Origin of the sequence: Pararobbsia alpina, assembly GCF_965118125.1 — a bacterium.
Classification (GTDB): domain Bacteria; phylum Pseudomonadota; class Gammaproteobacteria; order Burkholderiales; family Burkholderiaceae; genus Pararobbsia; species Pararobbsia alpina_A.
Genome location: NZ_OZ221287.1, coordinates 1,496,643 through 1,512,548, shown reverse-complemented (window position 1 = coordinate 1,512,548; position 15,906 = coordinate 1,496,643). Strand labels below are relative to the sequence as shown.

The 15,906-nt window shown below is 62.8% G+C and carries 15 protein-coding genes and 1 pseudogene; 4 read left to right on the top strand and 12 right to left on the bottom strand.

Annotated elements, in window-relative coordinates; translation table 11 throughout:
- Positions 1–12 precede the first annotated feature (12 nt).
- On the top strand, positions 13–1,260 hold the full coding sequence (locus ACMFWR_RS06465) for a M48 family metallopeptidase (RefSeq protein WP_413194178.1): 1,248 nt from the start codon (positions 13–15) through the stop codon (positions 1,258–1,260).
- Positions 1,257–2,234, top strand: coding sequence for a ribosome small subunit-dependent GTPase A (gene rsgA, locus ACMFWR_RS06460; RefSeq protein WP_413194177.1), 978 nt, complete (start codon positions 1,257–1,259; stop codon positions 2,232–2,234). Before ACMFWR_RS06465 ends, rsgA begins: the two co-directional genes overlap by 4 nt.
- Here rsgA and ACMFWR_RS06455 read toward each other — a convergent pair whose 3' ends face one another.
- The 6 genes and pseudogenes from ACMFWR_RS06455 to rpsP all read right to left on the bottom strand — a co-directional run bounded on the left by ACMFWR_RS06455 (position 2,235) and on the right by rpsP (position 6,313).
- Positions 2,235–3,170 carry a CobD/CbiB family protein gene (locus ACMFWR_RS06455; RefSeq protein ID WP_413194176.1) on the bottom strand — a complete coding sequence of 312 codons (936 nt, stop codon included), beginning with the start codon at positions 3,168–3,170 and terminating at the stop codon, positions 2,235–2,237. It lies immediately after the preceding gene.
- Positions 3,171–3,228: 58 nt separating this feature from the next.
- On the bottom strand, positions 3,229–3,915 hold the full coding sequence (locus tag ACMFWR_RS06450; protein WP_413194175.1) for a CoA pyrophosphatase: 687 nt from the start codon (positions 3,913–3,915) through the stop codon (positions 3,229–3,231).
- 137 nt (positions 3,916–4,052) lie between these two features.
- Positions 4,053–4,433 carry a 50S ribosomal protein L19 gene (rplS, locus tag ACMFWR_RS06445; protein WP_413194174.1) on the bottom strand — a complete coding sequence of 127 codons (381 nt, stop codon included), beginning with the start codon at positions 4,431–4,433 and terminating at the stop codon, positions 4,053–4,055.
- A gap of 139 nt (positions 4,434–4,572) precedes the next feature.
- Positions 4,573–5,328: pseudogene (trmD, locus tag ACMFWR_RS06440) on the bottom strand (tRNA (guanosine(37)-N1)-methyltransferase TrmD); the annotation flags it as partial.
- 25 nt (positions 5,329–5,353) lie between these two features.
- Positions 5,354–6,031, bottom strand: coding sequence for a ribosome maturation factor RimM (gene rimM / locus ACMFWR_RS06435; RefSeq protein WP_413194173.1), 678 nt, complete (start codon positions 6,029–6,031; stop codon positions 5,354–5,356).
- A gap of 21 nt (positions 6,032–6,052) precedes the next feature.
- Positions 6,053–6,313, bottom strand: coding sequence for a 30S ribosomal protein S16 (gene rpsP / locus ACMFWR_RS06430; RefSeq protein ID WP_413194172.1), 261 nt, complete (start codon positions 6,311–6,313; stop codon positions 6,053–6,055).
- Between the two features lie 306 nt (positions 6,314–6,619).
- On the opposite strand from rpsP, the gene ACMFWR_RS06425 reads away from it, so the two are divergent.
- The gene (locus tag ACMFWR_RS06425; protein ID WP_413194171.1) at positions 6,620–7,072 is read left to right on the top strand and encodes an NINE protein; all 453 of its coding nucleotides are present in this window, start codon (positions 6,620–6,622) and stop codon (positions 7,070–7,072) included.
- Positions 7,073–7,104: 32 nt separating this feature from the next.
- On the opposite strand, the gene ACMFWR_RS06420 is transcribed toward ACMFWR_RS06425, so the two are convergent.
- Together ACMFWR_RS06420 and ACMFWR_RS06415 are read right to left on the bottom strand one after the other, a co-directional pair.
- Positions 7,105–8,343: a PA0069 family radical SAM protein gene (locus tag ACMFWR_RS06420; protein WP_413194802.1), complete on the bottom strand. Its 1,239-nt coding sequence runs from the start codon at positions 8,341–8,343 to the stop codon at positions 7,105–7,107.
- A 221-nt stretch (positions 8,344–8,564) separates the two neighbouring features.
- Positions 8,565–9,053 (bottom strand): Lrp/AsnC ligand binding domain-containing protein, encoded by a 489-nt coding sequence (locus ACMFWR_RS06415; RefSeq protein ID WP_413194170.1) that lies wholly within the window; start codon positions 9,051–9,053, stop codon positions 8,565–8,567.
- A gap of 200 nt (positions 9,054–9,253) precedes the next feature.
- Between ACMFWR_RS06415 and ACMFWR_RS06410 the strand changes: the two genes are divergently transcribed.
- Positions 9,254–10,546 carry a D-amino acid dehydrogenase gene (locus tag ACMFWR_RS06410; RefSeq protein WP_413194169.1) on the top strand — a complete coding sequence of 431 codons (1,293 nt, stop codon included), beginning with the start codon at positions 9,254–9,256 and terminating at the stop codon, positions 10,544–10,546.
- Between the two features lie 270 nt (positions 10,547–10,816).
- Here the strand turns inward: ACMFWR_RS06410 and ACMFWR_RS06405 are convergent, their stop codons facing one another.
- The 4 genes from ACMFWR_RS06405 to ACMFWR_RS06390 form a co-directional block, all read right to left on the bottom strand.
- Positions 10,817–12,622, bottom strand: coding sequence for an acyl-CoA dehydrogenase (locus tag ACMFWR_RS06405; protein ID WP_413194168.1), 1,806 nt, complete (start codon positions 12,620–12,622; stop codon positions 10,817–10,819).
- A 122-nt stretch (positions 12,623–12,744) separates the two neighbouring features.
- Positions 12,745–13,680, bottom strand: a complete 936-nt coding sequence (locus ACMFWR_RS06400) for an electron transfer flavoprotein subunit alpha/FixB family protein (RefSeq protein ID WP_413194167.1) — start codon at positions 13,678–13,680, stop codon at positions 12,745–12,747.
- Between the two features lie 12 nt (positions 13,681–13,692).
- Positions 13,693–14,442, bottom strand: a complete 750-nt coding sequence (locus ACMFWR_RS06395; RefSeq protein ID WP_413194166.1) for an electron transfer flavoprotein subunit beta/FixA family protein — start codon at positions 14,440–14,442, stop codon at positions 13,693–13,695.
- A 421-nt stretch (positions 14,443–14,863) separates the two neighbouring features.
- Complete coding sequence (locus ACMFWR_RS06390; protein WP_413194165.1) at positions 14,864–15,787, bottom strand: histone deacetylase family protein; 924 nt, start codon at positions 15,785–15,787, stop codon at positions 14,864–14,866.
- Between the last annotated feature and the right edge of the window lie 119 nt (positions 15,788–15,906).

Here is a 15,906-nt window from a genome sequence, read left to right as displayed (position 1 = left end):
GAATCCCGGGCAATGTTGACTTATCTCTTCGTGATCGCGCTGCTGGCGATGGTCGCGACCAAACTGTGGCTCGCCTCGCGTCAGGTTCGCTTCGTCTCAGCGCATCGCGGCGCGGTTCCAGGTCGTTTTACGCAGACCATCTCCCTCGAATCCCATCAACGCGCGGCGGATTACACGGTCGCGAGGACGCGCCTGACGATGGTCGAAATCGTCGTGGGTGCGGTGCTGCTGATCGTGCTGACGCTCCTCGGCCTGCTGCAGTGGCTCAATACGGCCATCACGGGTTGGCTCGGGCACGGTCTGGTCGCACAGCTGGTGCTCATCGCGGCGGTCGGGATCATCACGAGTCTCGTCGACCTGCCGTTCGAGTACTACCGCCAGTTCGTCGTCGAAGCGCACTTCGGCTTCAATCGCATGACACGCAAGTTGTTTGTCATCGACCTGCTCAAGACGGTCGCGCTCGGCGTGGCGCTCGGCTTGCCGCTCGTCGCTGCCGTGCTCTGGCTCATGGGGCGTGCGGGCGCGCTCTGGTGGCTCTGGGCGTGGGCGTTGTGGGTCGGCTTCAATTCGCTGGTGCTCGTGCTGTATCCGACCGTCATCGCGCCGCTGTTCAATAAATTCGAGCCGCTCGACGACGCGTCGCTGCGCCAGCGCATCGAATCGCTGATGGCGCGCTGCGGTTTCGCGGCCAAGGGTCTGTTCGTGATGGACGGCAGCCGTCGCTCGGCGCACGGCAATGCCTATTTCACAGGCTTCGGCGCCGCCAAGCGCATCGTGTTCTTCGACACGCTGTTGTCGAGGCTCAGCGGTGACGAGATCGAAGCCGTGCTCGCGCATGAACTGGGTCATTTCAAGCGCAAGCACGTGCTCAAGCGCCTCGTCGTGACCTTCCTGATCAGCCTCGCCCTGCTTGCCCTGCTCGGCTGGCTCGTGCAGCACGTGTGGTTCTATACGCAACTCGGCGTCGAGCCGTCTCTCGCAGGCGGCAATGATGCGCTGGCACTGGTGCTGTTTTTCCTCGTGCTGCCGGTCTTCGTCTTCTTTGTCAGCCCGCTGGGCAGCCTGACGTCGCGTAAGCACGAGTTCGAAGCCGATGCCTTCGCGGCAGGTCACACACGCGCCGAGGATCTCGTCAGCGCCCTCGTCAAGCTCTATCAGGACAATGCGTCGACCCTGACGCCCGACCCGATCTATACGGCGTTCTATTACTCGCATCCCCCGGCCTCGCAGCGCATCGACCGCCTGCTGTCGCACGCATGACGCGCCCGGGCAAGGCTTCGCGCGCAGCGGGCGCGCGCGCATCGGCGGGCATCGGCTCGGCCGGCGGCAGTGGCAAAACGGGCATCGAGCAAGGCTGCGTGATCGCTTCGCACGGACGCCATTATCTTGTGGCCCCGACCGACGGGAGCGTGCCGATCCAGTGCTTTCCGCGCGGCAAGCGCAGCGAAATGGCGGTGGGCGACCAGGTGACGTTCGAGCGTCAATCGGCTGACCAGGGCGTGATCGTCGAGATCCTGACCCGGCGCAATCTGCTGTTTCGCTCGGATCAGTTCAAGTCGAAGCTGTTCGCCGCGAACCTCGACCAGATGGTGATCATGCTCGCGACCGAACCCTGGTTCAGCGAAGATTTGCTCGGGCGTTCACTCGTCGCGGCAGAGGCCAGCGGTATCGCACCGGTGATCGTGCTCAACAAGGCCGATCTGCCCGATGCACTCGCCGCGGCGCGCGAGCGGCTCGAGCCTTACGCCGCACTCGGCTATCCGGTCATCGAGGTCTCGGTCAAGACGCGCCCCGATGAAGCGATCGCGCTGATCGGCGAGCAGCTCAAGGAGCGATCGAGCGTGCTGCTCGGTCAATCGGGCATGGGGAAGTCGACGCTCGTCAATCTGCTCGTGCCAGGCGCGGATGTCGCGACACGAGAGATTTCCGCGGCACTCAACAGCGGGCGCCATACGACGACGTTTACACGGCTCTATACCCTTCCCGATGGCGGCTCGTTAATCGATTCGCCGGGCTTCCAGGAGTTCGGGCTTCACCACCTGAGCGAAGGCATGCTCGAGCGCGCGTTTCCGGAGTTTCGGCCGCGGCTTGCGGATTGCAAGTTCTATAACTGCCATCATCTGCACGAACCGGGCTGCGCAATTCTCGAAGCCGTCGACAAGGGTGAAATCGCTGCGTCACGGCATGCGCTGTATGCGCAGCTCGTGCACGAGTCGAGTCAGATCGTGCGCTGATTACACCCAGAGTGCGATCGACAGCATCAGGAGCAGCAGCATCCAGAGGATGACCGCGCGCCAGACCAGCCCGATCGCGGACTGCAGCGTGCGCGGCGTGCAGTCCTCGCCCACAGGCAGCAGTCCCGCATCGCCGGAATCGAGCGCCTCGACGCTCGTGACTTCCGCGAGCGGACCGGTCAGGCGTGCACCCAGTGCGCCACTGCCGGCAGCCAGCAAGACGCCGTCATTCGGGTCCGGCCACTGGCGCGCGTAATTGCGCCACGAGTAGATGGCGTCTTCGAAGTTGCCCACGATCGCGAATCCCATGGCCGTCAGACGCACGGGCACCCAGTCGATCACAAAGAACGCCTGACGCGCGAAGTTCGAAAACGGTCCGCTTCGACCCGCGTCGGGATCCGCCCAGGCGCGCGCGAGAAACTCGGCGACGCGGTACAGCACCGCACCCGCCGGACCGATCGGCACCAGAAACCAGAAAAACACGCCAAATACGTGACGATGCGACGCAACGACGGCGTGAATCAACGTGTGCCGTACGATTTCACTGACCGGCATATCAAGCGTTTCAAGACCCGTCCACTCCTGGAGAATCTCTCTCGCACGCGGAACGTCATCATTATTTAATGCGACGTGAATATCCGTGAAATAGTGGCTGAATTGCCGGAATCCCAGCGTGAAATAAACGACAGCGACGTTCCAGATAAACGCGAGTGCGAAATTGATCCGGTACAGCACAAAATAAATAATGCCGGTCGCAAGCGTCCACGGCAGCACGACGCCGAGCCATGCGAGCACGCCATGCTTGGTCTTGCCTGCATCCACGCCCTGTGCCGCGCTCTCGGCGTGCAGCCGCAGCAGACGGGCAACGGGGTTTTCCAGCGATACGGCGCGGAGTTGTTCGAGAACGAGCGCAAGCAATACGGAAAAGAAGGTCATGCGGCCAGCCGTTTATGTCGTTGTGCGGGTAAACATAGCACAGGGCCAGAGCACACCATCAGGCGGACAGAAAGCGATACAAATTGCGCAGCATGGTTGCCGTCGCGCCCCAGATGAAGTAGACCCCACCGTCCTCGCCTGCGCGTGGATACGGCATCGAGAAAAAACGCCGATTGCCGGTTTCATAACGAAACTCGCGCGTTTCGTGTTTGGCCGGATTCATCAGGAACGAAAGCGGGACTTCGAAAATCTCCGCCACTTCGGCGTCGTCGGCCGACACGGTAAAAGGCGGGTGCACGAGTGCGACAACCGGGGTGACGCGATAACCGGTGACCGTGATCATTTCCGGCAAATGACCGAGTACTTCAACGTGAGAAGCATCCAGGCTCACTTCTTCCTGTGCCTCGCGGAGCGCCGTCGCGACGATGTCCCGGTCGCCCGGCTCGACGCGACCGCCCGGAAAGCTGATCTGACCCGCGTGGTCGGTCAGGTGTGCGGCGCGCAGCGTCAGCAGCACCGTCAGCGCGTCGTGGCGCGTCACGAGCGGCACGAGCACCGCGGCGGCGCGCGGCTCGCCCTTGGTGACGAAAGGCGCCGGCTCGCGCGGCTCGGGTTCCCACGCGCGCTGCTCCCGAAAGCGGCTGCGCAATGCGGCGGCGGTCAGCCGCTCATCGGACACGGCGGGCAGCGCGTGATCGATGCCGATGACAGGGAGGAGTTCGGGGTCAAACAGTGGGCGAGCCATGCTGAATACGCGTCAATGCCAGTATTGTGATGCACGGCGTCGCTGGCTTCAGCGAGTGGCCGTCCAGTCAGGGCGCGCGCGGTGTTTCGCCGCAGCCATAAAAAAAGCACCCCGAAGGGTGCTTTCTTCCGACTGGATTACGCTTCCGCGCGATCCTTCGTCGTGAGCTTTTCCTTGATCCGTGCCGACTTGCCCGAGCGATCGCGCAGGTAGTACAGCTTTGCACGACGCACATCGCCACGACGCTTGACGACGATGCTCGCGAGCAACGGGGAATAGGTCTGGAAGGTCCGTTCGACGCCTTCGCCCGACGAAATCTTACGGACGATAAACGACGAGTTCAGGCCGCGGTTACGCTTTGCGATGACCACGCCTTCATAGGCCTGGACGCGCTTGCGGTTACCTTCGACCACGTTCACGCTGACGATCACCGTATCGCCGGGGGCGAACGACGGGATCACCTTATCGCCGAGCGAACGTGCGATCTCTTCCTGCTCAAGCTTTTCAATCAGATTCATCACTGACTCCTGGATCCATCATGCCGGCGTTGATGCCTTGTTGAGCCGCCAGGCGGCTACTTGCTTCAGTGGCCCCGGTAGAGGATGGGTTTGCATCGGGTGCCACTTTTGTGACACCCCCTTGTTGCGCCCCGGTCGATGCAGCCTGACCGAGACTGGCGAGCCATGCCTCATCGGCACGGCTCAACGTTCTGTTCCTGCGCGCTGCCTTGATCAGATCAGGCCGCTTCGCGAGCGTATTGGCGAGCGCCTGTTGGCGACGCCATTTTTCGATCTCGGCGTGATTGCCGCCGAGCAAGACGTCCGGTACCCGCACGCCTTCATATTCCTCGGGCCGTGTGTAGTGCGGATGATCAAGCAGTCCGTCGACAAAACTATCCTGTACAGCAGACTGCGCATCATTGAGCACACCCGGCAACAGCCGGATCACGGCGTCCATCAGGGCCATCGCGGGCAATTCACCGCCCGACAAGACGAAATCCCCAAGGCTCACTTCTTCGTCGACGCATCGCTCGACCAAGCGCTGATCGATCGCTTCATAGCGACCGCACAGCAAGACGAGCCCAGGCTCTGCCGCAAAGCGCATTACGCGTTGATGCGTCAGCGGCGCGCCTTGCGGCGACATCAGCAGCACGCGCGGCTTCGACACACCTGCCGCAGCTTGCGCAGCCTTCGCCGCGCCGATCGCGTCTTCGAGCGGACGGGCCAGCATGACCATGCCGGGACCTCCGCCGTACGGCCGATCGTCAACGGTCCGGTAGTTGTTCGTCGTGAAATCGCGCGGATTCCATGTGCGCAGCGCAAACCGCTGCTGCTTGACCGCGCGGCTCGTGATGCCGTAGTCGGTCAATGCGCCGAACATTTCCGGAAAGAGCGTGACGACATCGAACTGCATCGCGCTCCCCGTCTGTGGATCGTGACTAATAATCGAGGCCCCAGTCGACGACGATTTGCCGTGCTTCGAGGTCCACGTTGCGTACGTACGCGTCGACAAACGGGATCAGACGTTCCTCGGATGCCGGCGCATCATCGCTCGTGGCAACGCGCATGACTGCGTGTGCGCTGTTGTCGATCATGCCTACGACTTTGCCGAGTGACTGGTTATCGGCATTCACCACCGACAGACCGATCAGATCGACCCAGTAAAACTCGTCCTTCGACAGCTTCGGGAAGTCCGTGCGGCGCACGTGCACCGTCGAACCTTTTGCAGCGAGCGCCTGGTCGCGATCAGCGAAACCGCCGAGATGCGCGACGACACTGCCGCTATGCGACTTGGCCTGACCGACCGCGTAAGCGCGGAGCGGTCCGTTCGACGTGCCGGTGGCATTCACCGGCTTGCCGGGGGACGCCAGACGCGGCGCGAGCCACCAGTGCTTCGCGCGGACCATGGCGTCGCCGCCTTGCCCTTCGGTCGCGTGAGGCTGGATCTTGACCCAGCCTTTAACGCCGTACGCATCGACGATCACGCCGACTTCAATCAGATCGTCAGGCAGCGCGGCCGCTTCGAGCGAGCCCGCCTCTGCCTCACCGGCCTGATCGCGATCGACCGGAGTCTGATCCGCGACCTTGCGCCGGGCGAAATTGCCGAACGTGGCCAAACGCAAGCCCCGTTTTAAAACTTAAGCAGCTGCAGCCGGCGTAGCCGCTTGCGATTGCTTGACCAGACGTGCGACCGTTTCCGACAGTTGTGCGCCCGTGCCCGTCCAGTACGTCAGACGGTCTTGAGCGATACGCAGGGCTTCACCCTTTTGAGCAACCGGGTTGTAGAAGCCGAGCTTCTCGATGAAACGGCCGTCGCGGCGGTTGCGCGAGTCGGTCACAACGATGTTGTAGAACGGGCGCTTCTTGGCGCCGCCGCGTGCGAGACGGATGATGACCATACAGAATCCTTGGGGAGATCAGAAGTGATCGAATACGGAAACCGCGGAGTATAACTTGAAACCTCCGACCGAACAAACACTTACCCCGGGCAAACACGGTTTTTTTGTGTGAAACCGGCAACTTGCGGCCGAAAACCGGGGCGCGACGCACAGCCCCCTGCGGCGCGCTCTTCACGATCGCCGCTCCGCTGCAGCGTACAATGCGTGCCGCCGCGACGCGCTTGCGCCGTGTTGTTCCAGTCGAGTTGCGTATTCCGTTCCCGCACCTCGCCCGCTCCTTTTCGTTCGCCCGCTCGCTTGCCGTCCATGTCCAGCACGCTTTCCCAGCCGTTCAAGAACAAGACCCTGACCGCCGCCCTGGCCTTTTTGCTCGGCTGGATCGGCGCGCATCGCTTCTATTTGCGTGGCAAGTCCGACCGCTACGGCTGGCTGCATATCGTCGGGTCGACGCTCGGGCTTGCAGGCGCCTGGCTCATGTGGACCAGCCACCAGAGCTCGATCGCCGGATGGGTGCTCAGCACGATCGGTTGCGTATCGGTGCTGGCCGGCTTTCTCGCCGCGATCGTCTACGGCCTGCGCCCTGACGAGCGCTGGGACGCGCAGTTCAATGCCGGGTCGACGCGCCGCAGCCGCTCTGGGTGGACGGTCGTGCTTATCGTGATCTTTGCGCTGTTTATCGGCGCGGGTTACCTGATGAGCGGCCTCGCCTATACCTTCCAGACGTACTTCGAGCACACCACCGCGAACGAAGCGGATTGACCCATCGCGGAAGGTCCGTTGCGCCAGGGCGACTAGAACAGACGCAGCTGCGGCGAAAGCTGCGAGTCGCTCGGCACCTCGCCGTCGCCCGGCTGCGCGCCGGGACCTGCCGTGTGCTGGAACTGCTTCCCTCGCACGTTCGGGGTGGGTCGCGCAATCGCCGGCCGCTCGAATAGCGACATGTCCATCGCGCCACGCCGCCGCTCGTTCATCCCGTATCGCTTGACCGCCTGACCAAACCGCTGGCGGATCAACTCGGCCCAGAGGCCGGTGCCCTTCATTCGCGTCGCGAACGAGGCGTCGTAATTCTTCCCGCCACGCATTTCGCGTACACGCCCCATCACACGCTCGGCGCGGTCGGGAAAGTGCGTCTGCAGCCACTGCTCGAACAGCGGTGACACCTCCCACGGCAGCCGAAGCACGATATAGCTCGCCGCTGTCGCGCCCGCGTCGCGACACGCCTCCACAACACGCTCCAGATCGGGCTCGGTCACGAACGGGATCACCGGCGCGATCGACACCGCAACCGGAATGCCGGCGTCAGCAAGCGCTCGAATCGTTTTCAGACGGCGCGCCGGCGCTGCGGCGCGCGGCTCGAGCGTGCGTGCGATCACGGGATCGAGCGTCGTAATCGTGATCGCCGCCGAAAACAGATTCCGCTCCGCCATCGGTGCGAGCAAATCGATATCGCGCTCGATCAACGACGATTTGGTGATCGATGCAAACGGATGGGCCGCCCGGCTCAGCACCTCGATCACGTCTCGCGTGATGCGCCGTTCGCGCTCGATCGGCTGATAAGCATCCGTCGCCACGCCCAACGCGATCGCCTCAGGCTGGTAAGTCGGCTTCGCGAGTTCGCGCTCCAACAGTTCGGCCGCGTTGACCTTTGCGTAGATCTGGCTTTCGAAATCGAGTCCGGGAGACAGCCCGAGATAGCTGTGCGTGGGTCGGGCAAAGCAGTAGATGCATCCGTGCTCACAGCCGCGATACGGGTTTAACGAGACATTGAACGGGATATCGGGCGACTGGTTCCGCGTGAGGATGCTCTTCGCCCGCTCGTCGAACACCTGCGTTTTCAACGCCGGAGCTTCGTCACCCTCTTCGTCCTGACTCCAACCGTCATCGAAGGCCCGGCGCTCATCGACTTCATAGCGTCCCTGGACGTTGACGACCGCGCCGCGGCCCTTGCGCGCCATCAGCGGACGCTCGACGATCGGCGCCTCACCGGGGAGATTGGGGTCCGCCCGATCCACATCGGGTCGCGGCGGCATATCGGAAGCGGGTTTGCGCGGAATCATGGCAGCGGGCATCGTGAGGCGATCGAGATGCGACGCGCCGTCGGACTTGACGCGCATCACATTCGAATACTGTATAAACATACAGTACACCACCGTGTTGCATCTCGCCAGCCTCGCGTGAGTCCGATTTCCGGCAGGGCCGAATTGTGAAAGGGAAGCCTTGCGCGCAGGCCTCTGCTGCTTGCGCCTACGCCCTACTCGCCGATCGAGATCTCCAGCGTTTCCTTGATTTCTTCCATCACGACATAGCTTTTGGACTGCACCGCGCCGGGCAATTGCAGAAGCATATCGCCAAGCAATTTTCGATAGTCGCCCATCTCCCGAATCCGCGCCTTGATCAGGTAGTCGAAGTCACCCGAGACGAGATGGCACTCGAGCACCTCGGGAATCTTCGCGACCTCGCGCCGGAACATCTCGAACATGCTGCCGTTCTTGTGATCGAGCGTGATCTCGACAAACACCAGCAGCGTCGCCCCAAGCTGCGCCGGGTTCACCCGCGCGTAGTAGCCCGTGATCACGCCATCGCGCTCCATGCGCTTGACGCGCTCGATGCATGGTGTGAGCGACAGCCCGATCTGCTCGGCCAGCTCCTTCATCGCCATGCGCCCATCGCGTTGAAGCAGACGCAGGATCTTGTGGTCGATCTTGTCGAGGGTCCGGACAGGCTGGCGCTGTGTTCTCATGATTTTTCACCAAATATCGTTTTTGTACAGAAACCTTTACTGCCTGAACCTCAATACCATAGCAGCATCTGCTGGCAATCAGTGCCTTTTCGCGACTTGATCCGGTCGAGCGACGCGAAGCCCGCTTCAACCGCCCTGTCCCGCCAGCTCCGCGCTCATTGAGCGACCGATTCCTTATTTTTAGTTTGGGTAGACGGCGTATGAAGATCCTGATCCTTGGCAGCGGTGTGGTGGGCACAACAAGCGCGTACTATCTCGCGCGTGCGGGCCATGACGTCACGGTCATCGACCGTCAGGATGGTCCGGCGCTCGAAACGAGCTTCGCCAACGCCGGACAAATCTCGCCGGGCTACGCAGCGCCGTGGGCCGCACCGGGCGTGCCGCTCAAGGCCATCAAGTGGATGTTCGAAAAGCATGCGCCGCTCGCCGTCCGCCCCGACGGTTCGCGCTTCCAGCTGCAATGGCTGTGGCAGATGCTCAGCAACTGCACGACCGACCGCTATGCCGTCAACAAGGCACGCATGGTTCGTCTTGCTGAATATAGCCGCGATTGCCTGCAGCAACTGCGCGCCGACACCGGCATCTCGTATGAAGGTCGTCAGGGCGGCACGCTGCAACTGTTCCGCAGCGACGCACAACTCGAAGGCGCGGCCAAGGATATCGCCGTGCTCGAAGACGCCGGTGTGCCGTACGAACTGCTGATGCCGGACGAACTGGCCAAGGCGGAGCCCGCGCTGGCGAACGTGAAGCACAAGCTCACCGGCGGACTGCGTCTGCCCAACGACGAAACCGGCGATTGCCAGCTGTTCACGCGTCGCCTCGCGGCGATGGCGGAAGCGCTCGGCGTGAAGTTCCGTTATGGCGTGTCGATCGATGCACTCGAAGTCGCGAGCGGCCGCATCTCGGGCGTGCGCTGCGGCGAAGAGACGCTGCGTGCGGACTCGTACGTGGTTGCCCTTGGCTCGTTCTCGACGCAGCTGTTGAGCAAGATCGTGAAGATCCCCGTGTATCCGCTCAAGGGCTATTCGATTACGGTGCCGATCGTCGACGCATCGAATGCGCCGATTTCGACCGTGCTCGACGAAACGTACAAGATCGCCGTGACGCGCTTTGATGACCGGATCCGCGTCGGCGGCATGGCCGAAGTCGTCGGCTATAACCGCGACCTCAACCCGGCGCGTCGCGGGACGCTCGAAATGGTCGTCAACGACCTGTTCCCGGGTGCGGGTAATACGGCGGAGGCTTCATTCTGGACGGGCCTGCGTCCGATGACGCCGGACGGCACGCCGATCGTCGGCAAGACCAGCCTGCCGAACCTGTTCCTGAACACCGGCCACGGCACACTCGGCTGGACGATGTCGTGCGGTTCGGGTCAGTTGCTCGCCGACCTGATGTCGGGTCGCCGTCCCGCGATTCAGTCGGATGATCTGTCGGTATCGCGCTACCTCAAGGGCGGCGATCGCGCATGGCGCCCGGCTTACGCAGGCGCTTAAGCCGCTCGGGTGTGCCGTCGATCGACGGCACCTCGGATCCGCAAGCAACGCGTACAAAAAGCAATCCCCGCAGGCTTTCCAGCGTGCGGGGATTTTTTTTGCTGGCGCTTCAGCGAATCGTCAGCGTCGGCTGAAGGTGACCTCTTGTTGCGAGGTTCGACTGCGACGCATGGCTCAAGCGGGACGCATCGTACGAAGTCCAGGCATCGCACGGGTACCGGACGACGGCCCGGCACCCGCGCGAATCAAGTCGCGACGGGGCGAACCCGGTCAAAACGCTTCGACGCTTTGCGCGAGCCACTGGTCCTGCCCCGCGGTCTCCACGACCGACGCAGCGATGCCAGGCGCCTGCGACAGGATATGGCTTGCATAGAACGCTGCCGTGGCGATCTTCGTTGCGCTGAACGACGGATCGTTGGCGCGCTTCGCGTCGGCGGCGATCATGGCGCGCGCCATCTGCCACCCACCGAGCACAATGCCCGCGAGCTTCAGGTACGGCACGCTGCCCGCAAACACCGCGTTCGGATCCGACTTCACGTGGGCAACGACATAGTCAACTACAGTCGATAACGCTTCGCGTCCTGCGGCAAGATGCTTGCGCATCGCTTCGTAGGCTGCCCCATCGTCAGCTGCCTTCGCGCGAGTGGCCAACGCGGCCTCGGTCTCGCCGATGGCGGCGATCACGTGCTTGGCCACCGCCCCTGCATCACGTACCGTCTTGCGACCGACAAGGTCGTTCGCCTGAATAGCCGTTGTGCCTTCGTAGATCGTCAGGATGCGCGCGTCGCGATAGAACTGCGCCGCACCCGTCTCTTCGATAAAGCCCATGCCGCCGTGAATCTGCACGCCGAGGCTTGCGACGTCGATCGACATCTCGGTACTCCAGCCCTTGACGATCGGCACGAGGAATTCGTAAAGCGCGTTATGTTTCGCGCGCGCTGCCGCGTCGCCCGACGCGTGCGCGTAGTCAGACTGCGCCGCCGCGTAGTACGCCAGCGCGCGTGCCGCCTCGATATAGGCGCGCATCGTCGCGAGCATGCGCTTGACGTCGGGATGATGAATGATGGCCACGGCCTGCTTTGCCGACCCGTCGACCGGCCGGCTCTGCACCCGGTCTTTCGCATAGGCGACCGCATGCTGATAGGCACGATCGGCGACGCCGATGCCCTGCATGCCGACGGCAAAGCGCGCGGCGTTCATCATGATGAACATGTACTCGAGGCCGCGATTCTCTTCGCCGATCAGATAGCCGATCGCGCCGCCGTGATCACCGTACTGCAGCACCGCCGTCGGGCTCGCCTTGATGCCGAGCTTGTGCTCGATCGACACGCAATGCACGTCGTTCCTCGCACCGAGCGAACCGTCCGCGTTGACGAGAAACTTCGGCACGACGAACAGAGAAATCCCCTTCACGCCTTCCGGCGCGCCCGGCGTACGCGCCAGCACGAGATGCACGATGTTCTCGGACATATCGTGCTCGCCGTACGTAATGAAGATCTTCGTACCGAACACCTTGAATGAGCCATCGCCCTGCGGTTCGGCGCGCGTGCGCACCAGTGCGAGATCCGAGCCTGCTTGCGGCTCGGTCAGGTTCATCGTGCCGGTCCATTCGCCCGAGATCAGCTTCGGCACGTAGAGCGCCTTCTGCTCGTCGGTGCCCGCGGTCATCAGCGCCTCGATTGCACCATCCGTCAACAAGGGACACAGCGCGAACGAGAGATTCGCCGCATTGAGCATCTCAATGCACGGCGTCGCCACGAGCTTGGGCAGACCTTGTCCGCCGAAGTCCTGCGCATGCGGCACACCCTGCCACCCGCCCTCGGCGAATTGCCGGAACGCCGCCTTGAAGCCGGGCGTCGTCGTGACGTGGCCGTCGCGCCAGCTGCTCGGGTCGCGATCGCCGGTCACGTTCAGCGGCGCGACGACCTCCTGATTAAAGCGAGCCGACTCTTCGAGCACGGCCTGAACGGTCTCGGGCTGTGCATCTTCGTAGCCGGGCAGCGTGGCGACGTCGGCAAGACCAGCCAGTTCGTTGAGCGCGAACAGCATGTCCTTAACGGGGGCTTGATATGTCACTGCGTCTCTCCCTGATCAATTCAACAACACGTAATCGTTATCGTGGCGCGTACAAATGTGGCCGTAAAAAAAGGGGTGCCTCAAGGCACCCCGATTTCTTCTTGTCTCCTCCAGCCTGGCGATCAGCCGAGTGCCTTGACCAACTCAGGCACGACCGAGAACAGATCGCCAACGAGACCGTAGTCGGCCACGCTGAAAATCGGCGCTTCGGGATCCTTGTTGATCGCAACGATCACCTTCGAGTCCTTCATACCGGCCAGATGCTGGATCGCACCCGAGATGCCGACCGCGATATACAGTTGCGGCGCGACGATCTTGCCCGTCTGCCCGACTTGATAATCGTTCGGCACGTAGCCGGCATCGACGGCCGCACGCGACGCGCCGAGCGCCGCGCTGAGCTTGTCGGCGAGCGGCTCCAGCACCTGCGTGTAGTTTTCGCCGCTGCCCAGGCCACGACCGCCCGACACGATGATCTGCGCCGACGTCAGTTCCGGACGGTCGAGCTTCGTCACTTCGCGGCTGACGAACTTCGAGATGCCGCTGTCGGCCGCCGCTTCGATCTTCTCGACCGATGCGCTGCCGCCTTCCGATGCAACTGCGTCGAACGCCGTGCCGCGCACCGTGATGACCTTGATCGGGTCGCTCGTCTGCACGGTGGCAATCGCATTGCCGGCGTAGATCGGACGCTCGAACGTATCGGCGCTGACCACACCCGTGATGTCGCTGAACTGGCCGACGTCGAGCTTCGCGGCGATTCGCGGCGCCACGTTCTTGCCGAACGCGGTGGCCGGCGCGAGGATGTGCGAATAGTTCTTCGCGATCGTCAGCACGGTAGCTTCGACGTTTTCGGCAAGACCGTCAGCGAGCTGGGGGGCATCCGCAAGCAGCACCTTCGTGACGCCCGGCAGCTTTGCGGCTGCGTCGGCAGCGGCTTGTGCATTGTGGCCGGCGATGAGCACGTGGATATCGCCACCGATCTTCTGGCCAGCAGCGACCACATGCAGCGTCGCGCTCTTGATCGACTGGTTGTCGTGTTCGGCGAGAATCAGAATCGTCATGTCGGTATCCCTTTACAGCACTTTGGCTTCAGTCTTGAGCTTGGTCACGAGCGTCGCGACGTCGGGCACCTTGACGCCCGCCGCACGCTGCGCCGGCTCGGCGACCTTCAACGTCTTGTGGCGCGGTGCAGTGTCCACACCGAGATCCGCCGGCTTGATCGTCTCGAGCGGCTTCTTCTTCGCCTTCATGATGTTGGGCAGCGTCACATAGCGCGGCTCGTTGAGACGCAGATCGGTGGTGACCACCGCGGGCAGCGTCAGCGACAGCGTTTCGAGGCCGCCGTCGACTTCACGCGTGACCTGCACCTTACCGTCGGCGACGGTGACCTTCGATGCGAAGGTCGCTTGCGGCAGATTGGCGAGTGCGGCAAGCATCTGGCCGGTCTGGTTCGCGTCGTCGTCGATCGCCTGCTTGCCGAGGATCACGAGCTGCGGCTGTTCCTTGTCGACAAGCGCCTTGAGGATCTTTGCGACGGCCAGCGGCTGGAGTTCATCAGCCGTCTCGACCAGAATCGCACGGTCTGCGCCGATCGCGAGCGCCGTGCGCAGCGTTTCCTGGCACTGGGTCACACCGGCCGACACCACGACGACTTCCGTCGCAACGCCCGCTTCCCGGAGGCGCACCGCCTCTTCCACAGCGATCTCGTCGAACGGGTTCATCGACATCTTCACGTTGGCAATATCGACGCCCGAACCATCGGACTTCACGCGGACTTTGACGTTGTAGTCGACCACGCGCTTGACTGGCACCAATACTTTCATCCACATGCTCCAGAGTAACGAATACGTCAATCGCACCATTATAGCGACAGGGGCCTGTTCAACCGCCCACGGCCTGTGTGCATGATCAGGCCACGATGCTGGCACGGGGCCGCCTCTCAGCCAGTCAAGCTGGCCCGACGCTCCTGGCCCTGCCTGCCACGCGCGTACCGCTGTGCCGACGTCCCGGTCAGAGCCGGGTCCTGCCGACTCGCCGCGCCCGATGCAAAGCGCAGCCTTGCGCATTAGACCCGTCTCATTTGCCGAACGGTCGTGCTATTTTAGGGGCGAGTTCGGGATTTGGCCAGCGGCCATAGTGGATAAAAAGTTCTAACCCTTGAAATCGGCCGCCACGTGGCGCTTTGCCTCGTTTCAGACAGTCATTCGAGAACGCGTCCGACGCGAATCCGCCGGACGCGGGCGCTCATGCTTCGGTCAGCACCTTGATATGCGTCGCGACGCTTCGGCCCAGCGCCGACAGGTTGTAGCCGCCCTCGAGACAACTCACGATGCGGCCTTTGGCATACCGCTTCGCGATCGCGCAGATCTGCATCGTCAGCCACTCGTAGTCGGCCTCGACAAAGCCCAGGCCGCCGAGATCGTCTTCGCGATGCGCATCGAAACCCGCCGATACGAAAATCATCTCGGGCTTGAAGGTTTCCAGCGCGGGAATCCACATCATGTCAACGGCCTCGCGCATGGTCGCGCCGTTCGTGCGAGCGGCCAGCGGTACGTTGATCATGTTCGGCGCCATCGGGGTGTCCCCCGAATACGGATAGAACGGGTGCTGAAACAAGCCGCACATCAGTACACGCCGGTCGCCCGCGAACGCGGCCTCCGTGCCGTTGCCGTGGTGCACGTCAAAATCGACGATCGCCACGCGTGACAGCCCACGCACATCAAGCGCATGCCGTGCGGCGATCGCCACGTTATTGAAAAGACAGAACCCCATCGCGCGATCGGGTTCGGCGTGATGGCCCGGCGGACGCACGCTGCAGAACGCGTTGTCATAGCGGCCATCGATGACCGCATCGGTCGCCGCAACGGCCGCGCCGGCCGCACGCATGGCCGCACGCCAGCTGTGCTCGTTCATCCGCGTGTCGGCATCGATCTCGGCATAACCGTCGACGGGCGCAAGCGCGCGCAGATGGTCAATGTGCTCAGGACGATGGACGCGCAACAGCTCGTTCTCGTCGACGAGCGGAGCATCCTCGTGCACGAGCAAGGGGTCGATGCGGCTCGCGATCAGTTGATCTTCGATCGCCTGCAGACGCCTGGGACATTCGGGATGCCATTCGCCCATGTCGTGCAGGACGCAATCAGGATGGGAATAGAGTGCGGTGGCCATGCTCGTTGCAATGTGGGTCGAATCGCACGCTAAGCCCGGTGCGGGTTCGAATGACAATAAGTTACCACAGCGGCCTCGGTTATACTGCTTGCAAACCGCGCCCGACACGACCAATGATC

Coding starts and splice junctions, on each gene's coding strand:
- ACMFWR_RS06465 (WP_413194178.1), top strand. CDS start 13: ATGTTGACTTATCTCTTCGTGATCGCGCTGCTGGCGATGGTCGCGACC.
- rsgA (WP_413194177.1), top strand. CDS start 1,257: ATGACGCGCCCGGGCAAGGCTTCGCGCGCAGCGGGCGCGCGCGCATCG.
- ACMFWR_RS06455 (WP_413194176.1), bottom strand. CDS start 3,170: ATGACCTTCTTTTCCGTATTGCTTGCGCTCGTTCTCGAACAACTCCGC.
- ACMFWR_RS06450 (WP_413194175.1), bottom strand. CDS start 3,915: ATGGCTCGCCCACTGTTTGACCCCGAACTCCTCCCTGTCATCGGCATC.
- rplS (WP_413194174.1), bottom strand. CDS start 4,433: ATGAATCTGATTGAAAAGCTTGAGCAGGAAGAGATCGCACGTTCGCTC.
- rpsP (WP_413194172.1), bottom strand. CDS start 6,313: ATGGTCATCATCCGTCTCGCACGCGGCGGCGCCAAGAAGCGCCCGTTC.
- ACMFWR_RS06425 (WP_413194171.1), top strand. CDS start 6,620: ATGTCCAGCACGCTTTCCCAGCCGTTCAAGAACAAGACCCTGACCGCC.
- ACMFWR_RS06420 (WP_413194802.1), bottom strand. CDS start 8,343: ATGCCGCCGCGACCCGATGTGGATCGGGCGGACCCCAATCTCCCCGGT.
- ACMFWR_RS06415 (WP_413194170.1), bottom strand. CDS start 9,053: ATGAGAACACAGCGCCAGCCTGTCCGGACCCTCGACAAGATCGACCAC.
- ACMFWR_RS06410 (WP_413194169.1), top strand. CDS start 9,254: ATGAAGATCCTGATCCTTGGCAGCGGTGTGGTGGGCACAACAAGCGCG.
- ACMFWR_RS06400 (WP_413194167.1), bottom strand. CDS start 13,680: ATGACGATTCTGATTCTCGCCGAACACGACAACCAGTCGATCAAGAGC.
- ACMFWR_RS06395 (WP_413194166.1), bottom strand. CDS start 14,442: ATGAAAGTATTGGTGCCAGTCAAGCGCGTGGTCGACTACAACGTCAAA.
- ACMFWR_RS06390 (WP_413194165.1), bottom strand. CDS start 15,787: ATGGCCACCGCACTCTATTCCCATCCTGATTGCGTCCTGCACGACATG.